Genomic DNA, 14588 nt, shown 5'->3' on the forward strand with positions numbered 1-14588 from the left:
CCATAACAACACAAACTAGACGGGTGTAGTAGTCAATGGCCGGAACACGACGATTCGTTAAAATTTTTCTTGCATCTCCGGGCGATCTGATTGAGGAACGCAAGGCTGCCAGAGTGGTCGTTGACGATTTCAACAGTCAGTTGGCGGACGCGCTCGGATATCAGGTAGAACTAGTCGGCTGGGAAGACACGCTCCCCGGTGTTGGCAGGCCGCAAGCGATCATCAATCGAGACCTTGACGGATGCGACCTCTTTGTCGGCATGCTTTGGAAGCGTTGGGGCACGCCGCCCGGGACTGAGCCCTACACGTCAGGCTTCGAAGAGGAATTCAAGCGGTCGATGACGCGAAACGCTGAGGAAGGGCGACCTGAAATAAACCTCCTACTAAAGGAACTCGACGCGGCATCTCTCGCAGACCCGGGAGATCATCTAAGAAAGGTCATCTCGTTCAAAGAACAAGTTTTTGCCGAGAAGAAACTGTTGGCAGGGACGTTCGCGGACGTACGGGACTTCGAAGGTAAGTTTCGAAAATGCATTCAGGGATATGTCATCGCACTTGCCAATCAGGACAAATCGTCAGAGAACGAGAAGGACCAAGCACCGCTTGCCGAGACGCAAACAACGCCGCCGAGTGAACCTGGCCCGACGACGCCGCTATCCGTCGAAGGTGCTCGATTCCTGCGAAATTTTCTGAGCACAGCCGAGAAAGCGACTGATGAGCGCCCATTGGCGGCCACCGATGTGGCTCGAGTCAGATTGCTTTCCATCATTGCAGCTGTTCACGGCAACGATCAGCAGTCTATGGGATCACACGACGCGAACCTTCTGTTCAAGGCGAGGGAAAAGTCCAAATTCGGCCGTCGAGAACTCATCGGGCTGCTTGACGACGGACTTACTCACTTGAGGAACGAGAACGTGCCGCTCTGGCACTGGGTTGCAGCGGTCGACGGTTTTAAGGAGAACATACTGCCCATTTGCTCTATCGTCGGAACGACCGAGCAGCGTATCGGCGCACTGAAGGCGATGCGCTTGATCTCAGAACCGATCGCGGCGAAGGAGCATCTCGAACGCAGACAGATCGTTTCGCTATGGTTTGCCAAGCCTTCCGAAACTGCGGTGCGTGTAGCCGCGTTGGAATATCTCAGCGAATGTGGTCAGCCTTCAGACCTACCCAGCATTAATGAAGAGTTCGCCCGAAACGAGACGCAGACGAATAGCGCGGCAGCCAACGCAATTATCCGCATCACGCTACGTGACAATCGCCTCGCGGCCTTGCAGGCACTCTACACCTTGCAGCCCAGCACGGTAGAGCAGGGTTTGATCAACGCCCTATTCAGCCGCGATGCAGAGTTTGACGATGAGGTTTTGCTTCGTGGACTGAGTCATCGCAACGTGTTAGTCAGAACAACAGTGATTAAGCTGTTGAAAAGGCGACGGGCGCTCAGTGTCACCATCGTCGAACCAATGCTTAGCGATAGCGATGCAGAGGTGCGCTATGAAGCGCTGCAGGTGCTCACAGCAAGTGGCCGGAGCTATTCCATTGAACAGGCGAAGGCCGTCCTTGTACGTAAGAACCCCGCACCCACAGGAATTGGATTGTTCGCCATGAATCAGGTCGCCGCGGATGGCGAAGCCCTCTTAGAGCGTTACACGGAGCAGTTCTTTGACAGCTTGACCATTTCGCAGCTCGAAGAAGAGCAGTCGGATATCTTTGACCAACATGCATACTTCGCGCTAATTCGTCGAGACTTCAAGCTGCGCGGTGATGAACTACGTAGCGCCGTGGCCAACCAATTCGTAGATCGCTTTGAGTATTTACTAGATGAGATGGTGAAGCGGTATGGGGCATTGACTGATCTTATCGAGAAGACCCGCTCACTTGGGAAGCACTTGCGCAGCAAGTTTACGCGCGAAGGCTTGGATATCATCTGCAGCAGGCACGACGCCGCCGACCTCCAGCTCGTCCGGTCAATGCTTGCTACCGGCAGCGTCGACTACTCAGCCGCAGACCTTTTGTATCTCGCGAAGTTCGGCCAATGGTGCGATATTCCTTTGGTCATCGCATCACTAGACCGGCCCGAATTCGGTCGCAAGCATGTATCAATGCTTTCGATTGCGAGAAACAGCAAGTACGAGGATGCGGCGCGTACGCTGTATGCGCTCGGCAAGCACAGGCTCAATGACCTGCTGACTACCACAATGCCCGGATCCCTCTTGGCCCGCATTGTTTCCTTGATGCCAGACAAGGCCTTCCAGAGACTTGACGATGCGGTAATCGGCTCGCTCATGCGAGCGGAGATTGAGGATGTTCGAAAAGCGGCGTCTCTGAAGTATGTGCGGACCTTTCCGCGACGCCGGGTGAAACAGTTCCTCGAAGAATACATGGCTGCCGATCAGTTCTACTACAACGTCATCCATTGGCTCGACTTCGGTATATCAGTACCTAAAGAAAGAATGCTGCGCGCCGCTGGAAAGGCATTGGTTTGATGAGCGATCGCGGGCTAGTTTGGATCTGCGACTACCTCTCGGACAGGGTGGTGGAACCACCATTTGTGGGACGGCTTAATCCATGAAAGACGTGCACTCGTCCTGATGAAGCTAGGCGCTTGTCCTTGGCAAACATCGCTGATCAGTATGCGCAAAGGTTTGAGGACGCGCCCACCGGTGGTGGTGACCGAGCGCTATCGACAGTACAAACTACTTACGTCGGACGCTGAACTCGAAGTTGCCACTTGGCGTTGTCCTTCGCAGTCGAAATAAGCTGCCGCTGACCGCACAGCACGGCGAACAATGTTAGCGGCGCGGCCGTCAATGATTTTTCCGATTCCGATGCACAGCTAGAGACAGTGCCTTGATCACCCATGACAGGTCCGACGGTCGTTGTAGTCAGACGCAAACTTGGTTGGCTGTTGGCCGACATCGGGTCACGCGGCGGCTCTTTCAAAACAGCACTCTCAGTTCTGGAACGCCTGTTTCCGCCCGACCAATCACCTTCGCCGCCCCAAACCCCTCACGCCTGAACGTCTCCAGCACCGCATCGACAACCTCAGCGGCACAACTCACCAACAGCCCCCCCGAAGTCTGCGGATCGCTCAACAGACTCTGCGCCGTCGCTGGCAGCCCCTCGGCCAGTTGCACATCGGCCCCATAGCCCGCCCAGTTCCGCCCCGAAGCCCCGGTGACGAACCCTTCGGCCACCATCGCTTCCACGCCGTCGAGCAGCGGGACCTTCGACCACTCGATCACGGCCGTCAGCCCCGCGCCGCGCGCGAGTTCCAGCGCGTGGCCGGCCAGGCCGAAGCCGGTGACGTCGGTCAGGGCGTGCACGCCGTCGAGTTGCGCCAGCGCGATGCCGGGGGTGTTGAGCTGGGTGGTGGTGTCGATCAGTTGGCGGTAGCCGGCTTCGCTCAGTTGCTCCTTCTTCAGTGCGGCCGAGAGCACGCCGACGCCGAGCGGCTTGCCGAGGATGAGCACGTCGCCGGGCTGGGCGCCGGCGTTGCGGCGCACGCGGTCGGGGTGCACCAGGCCCATCACGACGAGGCCGTAGATGGGTTCGACGGAGTCGATGGTGTGGCCGCCTGCGATGGGGATGCCGGCGGCGCGGCACACGTCTTGCCCGCCGCGAACGATGTCGCCGATGACTTCGATCGGCAACTGGTTGACGGGCATGGCGACCAGGGCCAGCGCCATGATGGGCTTGCCGCCCATGGCGTAGACGTCGCTGATGGCGTTGGTGGCGGCGATGCGGCCGAACTCGTAGGGGTCGTCCACGATCGGCATGAAGAAGTCGGTGGTGGCGATGAGCGCCTGGCTGTCGTTCAGCTTGTAGACGGCCGCGTCGTCGGCGGTCTCGATGCCGACCAGCAGCTCGGACGGGATCAAGCCGCCGCCGCTGTTCTTGAGGATCTCCGACAGCACGCCGGGCGCGATCTTGCAGCCGCAGCCGCCGCCGTGCGAAAAACTGGTGAGGCGCAGCGGCGCGAGCGGATTCATGGGCGTGGGGTTCATGCGGTGGATTATCGAAGTCATCGCGCCGTCTCGTGATTCCCGCGCTTTCTACAATGGCGCCCTTTCCCAGCACGCACGCCTCCGAGGCGCCCTCCCCATGAAAACGATCCTCCGACTGACGCTTGCGTTGTCCCTTTCCTTCGCCGCGCTCGGTGCTTCCGCACAGGGCAAGGTGCTGCGCGTGTCGGCCATCCCTGACGAGGCGCCGACCGAGCTGCAGCGCAAGTTCGCGCCGCTGGGCGACTACCTGAAGAAGGAAACCGGCATGGACGTGCAGTTCACGCCCGTGACCGACTACGCCGCGGTGGTCGAAGGCCTGGCGACGAACAAGATCGACCTGGCCTGGCTGGGCGGCTTCACCTACGTGCAGGCGCGCATCCGCACCAACGGCGGCGCGGTGCCGATCGTGCAGCGGGCCGAAGACGAGGTGTTCACCAGCAAGTTCATCGTGCCGATCGACAGCACCGCCAAGACGCTGGCCGACCTGAAGGGCAAGACCTTCGCGTTCGGCGCGCCCTCCTCCACCTCGGGCAGCCTGATGCCGCGCTACTTCCTGCTGCAGGCGGGCATCAACCCCGAGAAGGACTTCAAGACGGTCGCGTTCTCGGGTGCGCACGACGCCACGGTGGCCTTCGTGGCCGCGTCGCGCGCGGAAGCGGGCGTGCTCAATGCGTCGGTGTGGGAGAAGCTGGTCGAGTCGAAGAACCCCAACGCCGCCAAGGTGCGCGTGCTGGCCACCACGCCGACCTACTACGACTACAACTGGACGGTGCGCCCCGGCATGGACCCGGCCCTGCAGAAGAAGCTGACCGACGCCTTCCTCAAGCTCGACCCGGCCAACCCGGCGGACAAGGACATCATGGCGCTGCAGCGCGCAAGCAAGTTCATCCCGACCAAGTCGTCGAACTACGACGGCATCGAGACGGCGGGCAAGTCGGCCGGCCTCATCAAGTAACTCGCGGATGAGCTTCTCGCTGGCCGCCGTCGGCCTGGTGCACCCCAACGGGCACCGTGCGCTGCAGGACGTGACGCTGGCGGCGCGCGCGGGTGAAAGGCTCGCGGTCATCGGGCCGTCGGGCGCGGGCAAGACGACGCTGCTGCGCGTGCTCGGCGCCGCGCTACGGCCGAGCGAGGGCATGGCGACGCTGCTCGACGTGGCGCCGTGGCAGCTCGGCGGGCCGGCGCTGCGCAAGTTGCGCGCGCAGATCGGCACGGTGCACCAGAGCCCGCCGATCGCGCCGCGGCTGCGCGTGGTGACGGCCGTGCTGTCGGGGCGGCTGGGCGAATGGTCGGCGGTGCGCGCGCTGTCGTCGCTGCTGCATCCGTCGGACATCGCGGGCGCGCACGAAGCGCTGTCGCGCGTCGCCATGGAAGACCGCCTGTTCGACCGCTGCGACCGCCTCTCGGGCGGGCAGCTGCAGCGCGTGGGCGTCGCGCGCGCGCTGTACCAGCGGCCGCGCCTGCTGCTGGCCGACGAGCCGGTGTCGGCGCTCGACCCGACGCTGGCCGACGCCACGCTGCAGCAGTTGGTGGCGCAGAGCGAATCGACCGGCGTGACGCTGGTGGCCTCGCTGCACGCGGTCGACCTGGCGCTGCGCTGGTTTCCGCGCATCGTCGGCATGCGCGACGGGCAGGTGATGTTCGACGCGCCCGTGGGCGACGTCACGCCGCAGATGTTGACCGCGCTGTATGCGAGCGAAGGCGCGCTGCCGATGCAGGGCACGCCGGATGCCTTGCCCGTGCGTGCCGCCGCCGTGGCCGTGCCGCGGCCGGACTGCCTGTGACCCCGGCGATCGCACCGCTGCACGACCCAGCCGCACGACGCCGCCTCGTCGGCGGGCTGGCTGCGCTGGTCATCGCCTGGCCGATGCTGAAGCTGGCTGAGTTCAACCCGGCTGCCCTGTTCGCATCGGGCAACCTGCAGGTCATCGGCGGCTTCCTCGGCGCCTTCCTGCCGCCCGAAACGGCGCCGGCCTTTCTCGCGATGCTGCTCAAGGCCACGCTCGAAACGCTGGCCATGGCCACGGCCGGCACGGCGCTGGCCTTCGTCATCGGCGCGCCGCTAGCCTTCATCACCACGCGGGCGCTGTCGGTGTCGCGCATCGGCCCGGGGCCGGGCCGCGTTCGGGCGGGCACGGTGCGGCAGGCCGCGCGCAGCGTGCTGATGGTGCTGCGCGCCATCCCCGAGATCGTGTGGGCGCTGATCTTCGTGCGCGCGCTGGGCCTCGGCCCGGCCGCGGGCGTGCTGGCGCTGGCCATCACCTACGGCGGCATGCTGGGCAAGGTGTACGCCGAGATGCTGGAGTCGACCGACACGCGCCCCTCGCGCGCGCTGCTCGAGGCGGGCAGCAGCCGGTTTGCCGCGCTGTGCTACGGGCTGCTGCCCCACTGCGCGCAGGAGCTCGTCTCGTACACCGTGTACCGCTGGGAATGCGCGGTGCGCGCGTCGGTGGTGATGGGCTTCGTCGGCGCCGGCGGGCTGGGCCAGCTGATGGACCAGTCGATGAAGATGCTCAACGGCGGCGAGGCCAGCAGCATCCTCTTGGTGTTCCTCGCGCTGGTGCTGCTGGCGGATGCGCTGAGCAATGCGCTGCGGAGGCTGTTGGCATGAGCACCGTCCGCGCGCTGCCCACCGCGCCACCGCCCTGCCTGCGCTGCTGGGCCGTGCTCGGCGGCGTGCTGGCGGCTGTGGTCGCGAGCTTCGCCTACCTCGCCATCGACTACCGCGCGCTGTTCACGCGCGAGTCGCTGGGGTTCATGGGCACCTTCGTCTCGGAGTTCTTCCCGCCCGACCTGTCGGCCGGCTTCGTCGCCAAGACCGCGTGGGGCGCGCTGCAGACCTTGGCCGTGTCCGCGCTCGGCACGCTGCTGGCCGTGGCGGCGGGTGCGGTGCTGGCGCTGCCGGCGTCGGGCCGTGGCGGTGCCGCGGCGCGGCAGGCATCGCGCTTCGTGCTGAACCTGCTGCGCAGCGTGCCCGAGCTGGTCTGGGCCGCGCTGATGGTGCTGGCCGCGGGCATCGGCCCCTTCGCGGGGGCGCTGGCCTTGGCGCTGCACACCACCGGCGTGCTGGGCCGGCTCTTCGCCGAGAGCCTGGAGAACGCGCCGCGCGAGCCCGAACAGGCGCTGCGGCACAGCGGTTCGGGCGCGGTCGCGGCCTTTGCCTACGGCAGCCTGCCGCTGGTGCTGCCGCAGTGGCTGGCTTACACGCTCTACCGTTGGGAAATGAACATCCGCATGGCGGCGGTGCTGGGCTTCGTCGGCGGCGGCGGGCTGGGCCAGCTGCTGTACTTCCACCTGTCGATCTTCCAGCAGCCGCAGGCCATGACGGTGCTGATCGCCATGTTCGCGCTCGTCATGCTCGTCGACTTCGCCAGCGGCCGGCTGCGGCGCACACTGGGGCCTGCCTATGCCTGAAGACAACAACAACCATCGCCGCCAACCGACCCGCGTCACCGACCGGCACGACTTCGACACCATCATCGACGCGCGCTCGCCGTCGGAGTTCGCGCTCGACCACATTCCGGGCGCCGTCAACTGCCCGGTGCTCGACGACGAGGAGCGCCGCATCGTCGGCACCATCTACAAGCAGACCGGCGCCTTCGAGGCCCGCCGCGTGGGTGGCGCGATGGTCGCGGCCAACCTCGCGCGCCACCTGCGCGAACAGTGGGCCGACAAGCCGGCCGACTGGCGGCCGATGGTCTATTGCTGGCGCGGCGGGTTGCGCAGCGGCTCGATGGTCAACTGGATGCGCCTGGTCGGTTGGGACGCGCGCCAGCTCGCGAGCGGCTACAAGGCCTTCCGCCACCACGTGCTGGAGATCATCGAGACGGTCGTGCCACGGCTGCAGCTGCTGGTGATCTGCGGCGCCACGGGCAGTGCCAAGACACGGGTGCTCGAAGCGCTGGCCGCGCGCGGCGAGCAGGTGCTCGACCTGGAACATTGCGCCAGCCACAAGGGCTCGCTGCTGGGTGGCCTGCCCGGCGTGCCGCAGCCCTCGCAGAAGCGCTTCGAGACGTTGATCGCGACCGTGCTCGAAAACCTCGACCTGTCGCGCCCGCTCTACGTCGAAGGCGAGAGCGCGCGCATCGGCCGCGTCGCGCTGCCGGTGCCGCTGGTCACGCGCATGCGCGCGGCGCACTGCATCGAAGTCGAGGCAACGCCCGAGGCGCGGCTCGACTACCTGCTGCGCGACTACGCCTACCTGGCCGACGACCGCCACGCCCTGGCCGAGACGCTGGGCCGGCTCAAGGAAATGCAGGGCAAGGAAACAGTGCAGCGCTGGCAGGCCTGGGCCGAAGCCGGCAACCTGCCGCCGCTGTTCGCCGAGCTGATGGCGCTGCATTACGACCCGCACTACGAACGCTCGCAGGCACGCCACTTCGCGGCCTGGCCGCAGCGCGACCGCGTGACCGCGCGCGACCTCACACCCGAAGGCATCGACGCGGTGGCCGATGCCATCCGGCAGCAAGCTCAGGCCGCTGGTCGCTGAACCTGGAACGTCAAGGCAACACCGGGTTGGCCTGCGCACGCTGCACGCGGCGGTCGGCATCGCGCTGAAGCAGGAAGCGCTGCGACACCAGGCTGTTCGCCGCCGCGGTGACTGCCGCGACATACCCCGCCTGGTCGGTGTACAGCGACTCGAGCGACGGCCGCGTGTCACCGGCCGCGATGCGTGCGGTCTCGGTCTTGTGGAAGGGCAGGAAGGCGCCCGACAGGTTCACGAGATCGACGATCCCCGGCGTTGCCACGTAGTTGAACTCCAGGTTGGTGCCCAGCGGCGCCTGCACGTCGACGGCGCGGATGCCGGCCTTGGTCAGACCGGTGCCCGGGTCCACCTGCGGCACCAGGATCGCGTAGTCGCGCCCCGCGTACGAAGGCGGCACCTGGGTCGGCACGCCCGACTCGTCTTCCGGGCGGTACTGCGGCCCGTAGTCGAGCAGCGGAAAGCCGTTGTAGCGGGCGAGGTAACTGAATGCCGGGATCGCCGTGGGCGAGCCGCCGGACGGCGTCCAGCTGAGGCCGGTGATGGTCGGGAAGACGAGCTGGCTGGGCGGCACGAGCGTACCGTCGGCCACCTTGGGCACCTGGCTCGCCGGCGGCGGCACGTCCTGCGTCACCCAGGCTTCCAGGTTGACGAACAGGGCGCGGAAGGTGTCGGCGGTGTCCACCATGGAACCGGCCGGGTAGACCGTCGCGGCGGGATTGAAGCCGATGCCGGCCGCGAGCCCGCCGGTGCCCGTGGAGTGTTGCGAACTGGCGTAGTAGTAGATGCGTGCGTTGGCCGGCTGCGTGAGGTCGCTGAAGCCGAAGGCGTCCGTCAGCACGGGTGAGCCCTGCAGCTGCCAGAACTCGGTGCCCGACAGGCCGAGGAAGAACTTCGGGCAGGTCGCGGTCGCCTCGCAGCGCTTCATCACGCCGCCCTGGCGCCCCGAGACCGCATCGACATAGTCGGCCGCCAGGCCACGCGGCGCGGTCTGGCCGAACGCGCGATGGTCGGTACGCAGCCCGCCACCGCCGCCCGGCACGGCGAAGCGGGTGTTGATGTTGGTCTGGCGCGCGGCCACGTGGGCATACACGCCGTCGAAGACCTTGCCGCCGTCGAGTCGCTGGTTGAAGCCCAGGTGCAGGAAGGTCTTCATCGCGTTGCCGGACTGCGAAGTGCCCTGGCCGATGGCGAACTTGATCTTGCCGGCCAGCGGATTCGGCGTGCCGGCGGCATCCGCAGCCGCCCCGCGGAAGAAGCTCACCGTGTCGCGCAGGGCCGCCAGGCCGACGCCCATCACCTTCGGGTCCTTGGCGACGTACTGCAGTTCGTAGAGGCGATTGGGCTGGAAGCCGCCCTTGAGGCAGACGCGCGTGGGATCGGCGGTGCCGGGGAATGGGTTGGCTGCCGCATCGCAGGCGGCGAACTTCCAGTCCGACGGTGGAATGGCCACGCGAGGGTCCGTCTCGTTGACGCGCTGCGTCAGCAGATAGCCCGGGCGGGTGTTGTCCAGATCGGCCGGCGCATACGGGATCATGCTGCCGTTGAAGACGCCGCCGGGCAGCGCGATCGACGGTGTGGCCGCAGGGGCCAGCAGCTCCGTCGCATAGGGACCGGTGATCGACGAGCCGTCCTTGTTGCGGGCGACCGGCACCGTCGCCGTGAGTCGCTGCGGCGAACTCTTGGGCACGTCGCCTTGCCAGGCCGAGAACATCCAGACGTAGCCGCGTTCGAAGAACTCTGCGTCGCTCGGGTTGGCCGCGAGGTTGGGCATCGTCAGGATGTTGCCGCGGTTGGGCGCGTCGTAGCGCAGCACGCCGTTGGCCTTGCTCATGTCCTTGGGCTTGAGCATCGTGAAGTCCGCGCTGTACTCGACCATGCCCCGCGCGTTCACCGGTGCCAGCTCGAGGTCCTGGATGATCGCGTTCTTCGAATTCTTGGGATCGAGTTCGCCGCTGATGGTGCCGCTGACCTGCTCGTAGGCGCCGACGCTTCCGAAGGTGCCGGGGAAGTCGGTGGTCGCGGTGATCGTCATCTTCAGCTGCGGCGTGACGGACGCTGCGGGCGGCGGGGTCGTCGGTGGCGGCGACGAGGAGCCTCCGCCGCCCCCGCATGCCGAGATGAAAGCGGCTGCGGATGCCGCAGCAAAGAGCGCCCGCAGGCGCGGTCGAGTGGTCATGTTGTCTCCGGTCGTTGTGGTGGGTCGTGTCTTGCCCGGGGACAATGTAGGACGCACCCAACCATCCGTAAAATCGAAATTTCAGATGGATTGATCCAAAACCCGGATCATCGAGATCGCTGCCTCGACGCGCGCGCCGGTGCATGCCGACACTGCTGTCAACGAATGCGTTGGACGAGAGAGCACACCGCCACGCTTGACGCAGAACTGACGGAGGACTGCAGTTGCACCTGCGCCCGGACGGGCGTCAGGTGTCGCTGCTCAGATGCTTCAGGACCACCACCGCACGTTCGGTGGATGGCTAAGCGCTCTCAACGCGGCGCGTCGCCCTTGCGGAACTCGGCGGTGAGTTCGTCGAGCTTTGTCTTGAGCGCCGGGTCGAGTTTGTACTCGGCCGCGGCCAGCGTGGCGTCGAGCTGATCGGGCCGGCTGGCGCCCAGCAGCGGTGCGGTGATCAGCGGGTTGGCCATCACCCAGGCCACGGCCAGCGTCGCGAGCGGCACGCCGGCTTCGTCGGCGACCGCATGCAGGCGCTGCACGGCGTCGAAGCTGCGCTCGTTCCAGTAGCGGTCCTGGTACATCGCGCCGGCGGTGCCGAGGGTGAAGCGGGTGTTGGCCTCGGGCTTGGCGCCCGGCTTGTACTTGCCGGTCAGCAGGCCGCCGGCCAGCGGGTTGTAGGGGATCACGCCCAGGCCCTCTTCGCCGACCAGCGGCAGCAGTTCGCGCTCGATCTCGCGGAACAGCAGGCTGTAGCGCGGCTGCACCGACACGAAGCGCGTGAGCCGCAGGAAGTCGGCGCGGCCCAGCGCGCGCGCCAGGCGGTAGGCCAGGAAGTTCGACACGCCGATGTAGCGCGCGCGGCCCGACTTGACGATGGTGTCCATCGCCTCGATGGCTTCGTCGAGCGGCGTCTCGCGGTCGTCGCTGTGCAGCTGGTAGAGGTCGACGTGGTCGAGCTGCAGGCGTTTGAGCGACGCGTCGATGGCGGCGAGCAGGTGCTTGCGCGACGCGCCCTGGTCCCAGGCGTTCGGGCCCATCTTGCCGACCGCCTTGGTCGCGACGATGAAGTCGCCGCGGCGGCTCGCGCCCTGGGCCTTCAGCCAGCGACCGACGATCTCTTCGGTGCGGCCGGCCGTCTCGAGCCCACCGCCCAGCGGGTACACGTCGGCGATGTCGAGGAAGTTGATGCCACCGTCGGTGGCCTTGTTCAGGATGGCATGCGAGACCGACTCTTCGGTCTGCAGGCCGAAGGTCATGGTGCCGAGCGCGAGGCGCGACACGGTGAGGCCGGTGCGGCCGAGGCGGGTGGTGGGGATGCTCATGCGAAGGACCTTCGGGTGACGGTGATCGCCCAGTTTAGGCAATCCATCCCGCCCGTGCGCGCCTCCGGCGCGGCACCCTCACTTCTTGGTCGACGGAATGGCCTCGGAGGCCTTCTGGTTGGTGTTCGGCGGCGACGTCGCTGTCGTGGCCGGCGAATGGGCACCCGCGGCTTCGATCGGCTTTGCGTCGGCCGGCGGCGCATACGCGAACGGGCCGGGGTCGGTGCACGCCGGCGTGGCCGTGGGCGACGGCACCGGCTTGCCGGCCGAGGCCGCACTTGCGCGGTACTTGGCGGCCACGCGGTCCTGCGCCTGGCACAGCTTGAGGTTGTCCACCTGCGTGGCCCAGGCGGCCCTGGCGGCGGTTTCGGCCGCCTTGGCCTTGGCTTCGGGGGTCGGGTTCGGTGCGGGCAGCTTGGCGAAGGCGGCCGGCGCCGCCAGGACCAGGGCCAGCACGGCCGGAGCGAAGGTGTTCATCTGGAAAGTCATGAGGGGGTTCCTTCGACCGGCACGGTGCGCACCGGTGTCGTACTGGCGTCGGCCGAGCGCTGCGCCGGGATCTTGCCGGCCACGATGTCGTCGTACCAGAGCTCGTGGTGCTCCTTGGCCCAGGTCTCGTCGACGTAGCCGGTGCGCATGGCCTTGTAGGCACCCGACATGCCCAGCGTGCCGATGTAGATGTGGCCCATGATCATCGCCATCATGCAGAGCGTGGCCACGGCATGGACCATGTGCGCGATCTGCATCTCGCCGCGCGTGTAGACGAAGCCCGGCAGCAACTTGTCGAGGAACAGGCCCGAGCCGATGACGAAGGTGCCCAGGAACAGCACGCCGCCCCAGAACACGGCCTTCTCGCCGGCGTTGAAGCGATGCGACGGGACTTCCTTGCCGCCGAACAGGCCGCCGGCGTGGCGCAGCCATTTCAGGTCGGCCATGGTCGGCCAGTTGCTGCGGATGAAGGTGACGATCATGAAGACCGTGGTCACCACGAACAGCGGGCCGACGAAGTTGTGGATGGTCTTCAGCGCATAGGTCAGGTAGCCGAAGATCGCGCCGCCGAGGATCGGCAGCAGAAAGAACTTGCCGAAGGCCATCACGATGCCGGAGATGGCCAGCGTGACGAAGGCGATGGCGTTCGACCAGTGCGTCGCCCGCTCGAAGGGCGTGAAGCGTTCGATCTTGCGGCCGGTCTCGGTGCCGTGCAGCCCGATGGTGCCGCGCGCGAAATAGAAGATGGCCAGCGCCAGCAGCGTGACGAAGAGCAGCGCCGCGCCGTAGGGAATGATCCAGTTGTTGCGCACCTGCCGCCAGGCTTCGCCCGCGTTGGTGTAGCGCGAGCCGGGGTACTTCACGAAGGGCTGGATCAGGTTGCCGGCCTCGGGCGCCTCGCTCTTGGGCAGGCTGCTGTAGCCGGTCGTGCCCTGCCCCACCTGGCGCCACATCGGCGCGTTGTTGCCCGGCTGCACCTTGACGCGTTCGCCGTTGCTCTGGTTCAGGTAGTTGGGGTCGGCGCTGGCCTCGGGCTTCACGTCGAAGATGTTCTGGCTGCGGATGCCGCCGTTGGCGGGTGCGGCCACGGGTGCCGTCGGTGCGGCGGCCGGCGCCTCGGTCACGGTGCCGCTCACGGACGCGCCGGCGGGCTGCGCCGCAACCGTGCCCGCGCCGAGCGCCATCGCCAGAACCAGGGAAGCTGTCGTCAGCACGTGTCTCATGCGGCCTCGCTCAGTTCTCTTTGTTGTATTCGTTCTGGCCCAGCATGCGGGTCTTGATCTGCTGTTCCCACGCGGTCTTGTCGCCGACCTTCCAGCCGGAGGCGGTGAAGACCGTACCGGTGTTGGCCTGCTCGCCGGTGCCGCTCCAGGGCACGGCATCGAACTTGACGCCCTGGGCGTTGGTCTGCGGCTTCTCGCCACACGCCGCGAGCAGCGCGCAGCCGGTCAGCGCGATCGCCACGACGCCGGCGCGGCTCATTGCTTCACCCCGTTGGTCGGCGTGCCTGCCTGCTGCGAACCGTAGGCCGTGCCCCAGCCCCACACTTCGGCGCCCTTGCCGCGGTGCAGCACGCGGGTGCGGAAGATGTCGGCCACCACGTCGCCGTCGCCGGCCAGCAGCGCCTTGGTCGAGCACATCTCGGCGCAGGCCGGCAGCTTGCCTTCGGCCAGGCGGTTGCGGCCGTACTTCTCGAACTCGGCTTCGGAGCCGTTGGCTTCGGGGCCGCCGGCGCAGAAGGTGCACTTGTCCATCTTGCCGCGGGCGCCGAAGGTGCCCTGCGTCGGGAACTGCGGCGCGCCGAAGGGGCAGGCGTAGGAGCAGTAGCCGCAGCCGATGCAGACGTCCTTGTCGTGCAGCACCACGCCTTCTTCGGTGCGGTAGAAGCACTGCACCGGGCACACGGCCATGCAGGGCGCGTCGGAGCAATGCATGCAGGCCACCGAGATCGACTTCTCGCCCGGCACCCCGTCGTTGAGCGTGACCACGCGGCGGCGGTTCACGCCCCACGGCACCTCGTTCTCGTTCTTGCAGGCCGTCACGCAGCCGTTGCACTCGATGCAACGCTCGGCGTCGCAGACAAATTTCATTCGTGCCATGACCGGTCC

13 protein-coding genes are annotated in these 14588 nt (G+C 66.5%); 6 read left to right on the forward strand and 7 right to left on the reverse strand.

Annotation, left to right across the window (positions count from 1 at the left end; genetic code table 11):
- The first annotated feature begins 35 nt into the window (after positions 1–35).
- On the forward strand, positions 36–2486 hold the full coding sequence (locus tag QTH86_RS11550) for a DUF4062 domain-containing protein (RefSeq protein ID WP_286644545.1): 2451 nt from the start codon (positions 36–38) through the stop codon (positions 2484–2486).
- Between the two features lie 453 nt (positions 2487–2939).
- On the opposite strand, the gene selD is transcribed toward QTH86_RS11550, so the two are convergent.
- Positions 2940–4007: a selenide, water dikinase SelD gene (gene selD, locus QTH86_RS11555; protein ID WP_286644544.1), complete on the reverse strand. Its 1068-nt coding sequence runs from the start codon at positions 4005–4007 to the stop codon at positions 2940–2942.
- Positions 4008–4104: 97 nt separating this feature from the next.
- On the opposite strand from selD, the gene QTH86_RS11560 reads away from it, so the two are divergent.
- The 5 genes from QTH86_RS11560 to mnmH are packed head-to-tail and all read left to right on the forward strand — an operon-like array spanning position 4105 to position 8496.
- Positions 4105–4962, forward strand: coding sequence for a putative selenate ABC transporter substrate-binding protein (locus QTH86_RS11560; protein WP_286644543.1), 858 nt, complete (start codon positions 4105–4107; stop codon positions 4960–4962).
- A gap of 7 nt (positions 4963–4969) precedes the next feature.
- Positions 4970–5791 carry a phosphonate ABC transporter ATP-binding protein gene (locus QTH86_RS11565; RefSeq protein WP_286644542.1) on the forward strand — a complete coding sequence of 274 codons (822 nt, stop codon included), beginning with the start codon at positions 4970–4972 and terminating at the stop codon, positions 5789–5791.
- The gene (locus tag QTH86_RS11570; RefSeq protein ID WP_286644541.1) at positions 5788–6618 is read left to right on the forward strand and encodes a PhnE/PtxC family ABC transporter permease; all 831 of its coding nucleotides are present in this window, start codon (positions 5788–5790) and stop codon (positions 6616–6618) included. The genes QTH86_RS11565 and QTH86_RS11570 overlap by 4 nt, the downstream gene beginning before the upstream one ends.
- Positions 6615–7421: a phosphonate ABC transporter, permease protein PhnE gene (gene phnE, locus QTH86_RS11575; protein WP_286644540.1), complete on the forward strand. Its 807-nt coding sequence runs from the start codon at positions 6615–6617 to the stop codon at positions 7419–7421. Before QTH86_RS11570 ends, phnE begins: the two co-directional genes overlap by 4 nt.
- Positions 7414–8496: a tRNA 2-selenouridine(34) synthase MnmH gene (gene mnmH / locus QTH86_RS11580; RefSeq protein ID WP_286644539.1), complete on the forward strand. Its 1083-nt coding sequence runs from the start codon at positions 7414–7416 to the stop codon at positions 8494–8496. The genes phnE and mnmH overlap by 8 nt, the downstream gene beginning before the upstream one ends.
- A 10-nt stretch (positions 8497–8506) precedes the next feature.
- Here mnmH and QTH86_RS11585 read toward each other — a convergent pair whose 3' ends face one another.
- From QTH86_RS11585 to fdh3B, 6 genes are all read right to left on the reverse strand, one after another.
- Complete coding sequence (locus QTH86_RS11585) at positions 8507–10669, reverse strand: alpha/beta hydrolase domain-containing protein (protein WP_286644538.1); 2163 nt, start codon at positions 10667–10669, stop codon at positions 8507–8509.
- 311 nt (positions 10670–10980) lie between these two features.
- Positions 10981–11991 carry an aldo/keto reductase gene (locus QTH86_RS11590; RefSeq protein ID WP_286644537.1) on the reverse strand — a complete coding sequence of 337 codons (1011 nt, stop codon included), beginning with the start codon at positions 11989–11991 and terminating at the stop codon, positions 10981–10983.
- 78 nt (positions 11992–12069) lie between these two features.
- The gene (locus QTH86_RS11595) at positions 12070–12480 is read right to left on the reverse strand and encodes a hypothetical protein (protein ID WP_286644536.1); all 411 of its coding nucleotides are present in this window, start codon (positions 12478–12480) and stop codon (positions 12070–12072) included.
- Positions 12477–13703 (reverse strand): formate dehydrogenase subunit gamma, encoded by a 1227-nt coding sequence (locus QTH86_RS11600; protein WP_286644535.1) that lies wholly within the window; start codon positions 13701–13703, stop codon positions 12477–12479. The genes QTH86_RS11595 and QTH86_RS11600 overlap by 4 nt, the downstream gene beginning before the upstream one ends.
- Before the next feature lie 10 nt (positions 13704–13713).
- Entirely contained in the window at positions 13714–13962 is a 249-nt protein-coding gene (locus QTH86_RS11605) for a hypothetical protein (protein WP_286644534.1), read from the reverse strand.
- Positions 13959–14579, reverse strand: coding sequence for a formate dehydrogenase FDH3 subunit beta (gene fdh3B, locus QTH86_RS11610; RefSeq protein ID WP_262075124.1), 621 nt, complete (start codon positions 14577–14579; stop codon positions 13959–13961). The genes QTH86_RS11605 and fdh3B overlap by 4 nt, the downstream gene beginning before the upstream one ends.
- Between the last annotated feature and the right edge of the window lie 9 nt (positions 14580–14588).

Source organism: Variovorax sp. J2L1-78 (assembly GCF_030317205.1).
Lineage (GTDB): Bacteria > Pseudomonadota > Gammaproteobacteria > Burkholderiales > Burkholderiaceae_C > Variovorax > Variovorax arabinosiphilus.

Excerpts from the sequence above, each read along its gene's own strand:
- QTH86_RS11605 (WP_286644534.1), bottom strand. The coding sequence starts at position 13,962 with ATGAGCCGCGCCGGCGTCGTGGCGATCGCGCTGACCGGCTGCGCGCTG.
- QTH86_RS11600 (WP_286644535.1), bottom strand. The coding sequence starts at position 13,703 with ATGAGACACGTGCTGACGACAGCTTCCCTGGTTCTGGCGATGGCGCTC.
- QTH86_RS11595 (WP_286644536.1), bottom strand. The coding sequence starts at position 12,480 with ATGACTTTCCAGATGAACACCTTCGCTCCGGCCGTGCTGGCCCTGGTC.
- phnE (WP_286644540.1), top strand. The coding sequence starts at position 6,615 with ATGAGCACCGTCCGCGCGCTGCCCACCGCGCCACCGCCCTGCCTGCGC.
- fdh3B (WP_262075124.1), bottom strand. The coding sequence starts at position 14,579 with ATGGCACGAATGAAATTTGTCTGCGACGCCGAGCGTTGCATCGAGTGC.
- QTH86_RS11585 (WP_286644538.1), bottom strand. The coding sequence starts at position 10,669 with ATGACCACTCGACCGCGCCTGCGGGCGCTCTTTGCTGCGGCATCCGCA.
- QTH86_RS11590 (WP_286644537.1), bottom strand. The coding sequence starts at position 11,991 with ATGAGCATCCCCACCACCCGCCTCGGCCGCACCGGCCTCACCGTGTCG.
- mnmH (WP_286644539.1), top strand. The coding sequence starts at position 7,414 with ATGCCTGAAGACAACAACAACCATCGCCGCCAACCGACCCGCGTCACC.
- QTH86_RS11550 (WP_286644545.1), top strand. The coding sequence starts at position 36 with ATGGCCGGAACACGACGATTCGTTAAAATTTTTCTTGCATCTCCGGGC.
- selD (WP_286644544.1), bottom strand. The coding sequence starts at position 4,007 with ATGAACCCCACGCCCATGAATCCGCTCGCGCCGCTGCGCCTCACCAGT.
- QTH86_RS11565 (WP_286644542.1), top strand. The coding sequence starts at position 4,970 with ATGAGCTTCTCGCTGGCCGCCGTCGGCCTGGTGCACCCCAACGGGCAC.
- QTH86_RS11560 (WP_286644543.1), top strand. The coding sequence starts at position 4,105 with ATGAAAACGATCCTCCGACTGACGCTTGCGTTGTCCCTTTCCTTCGCC.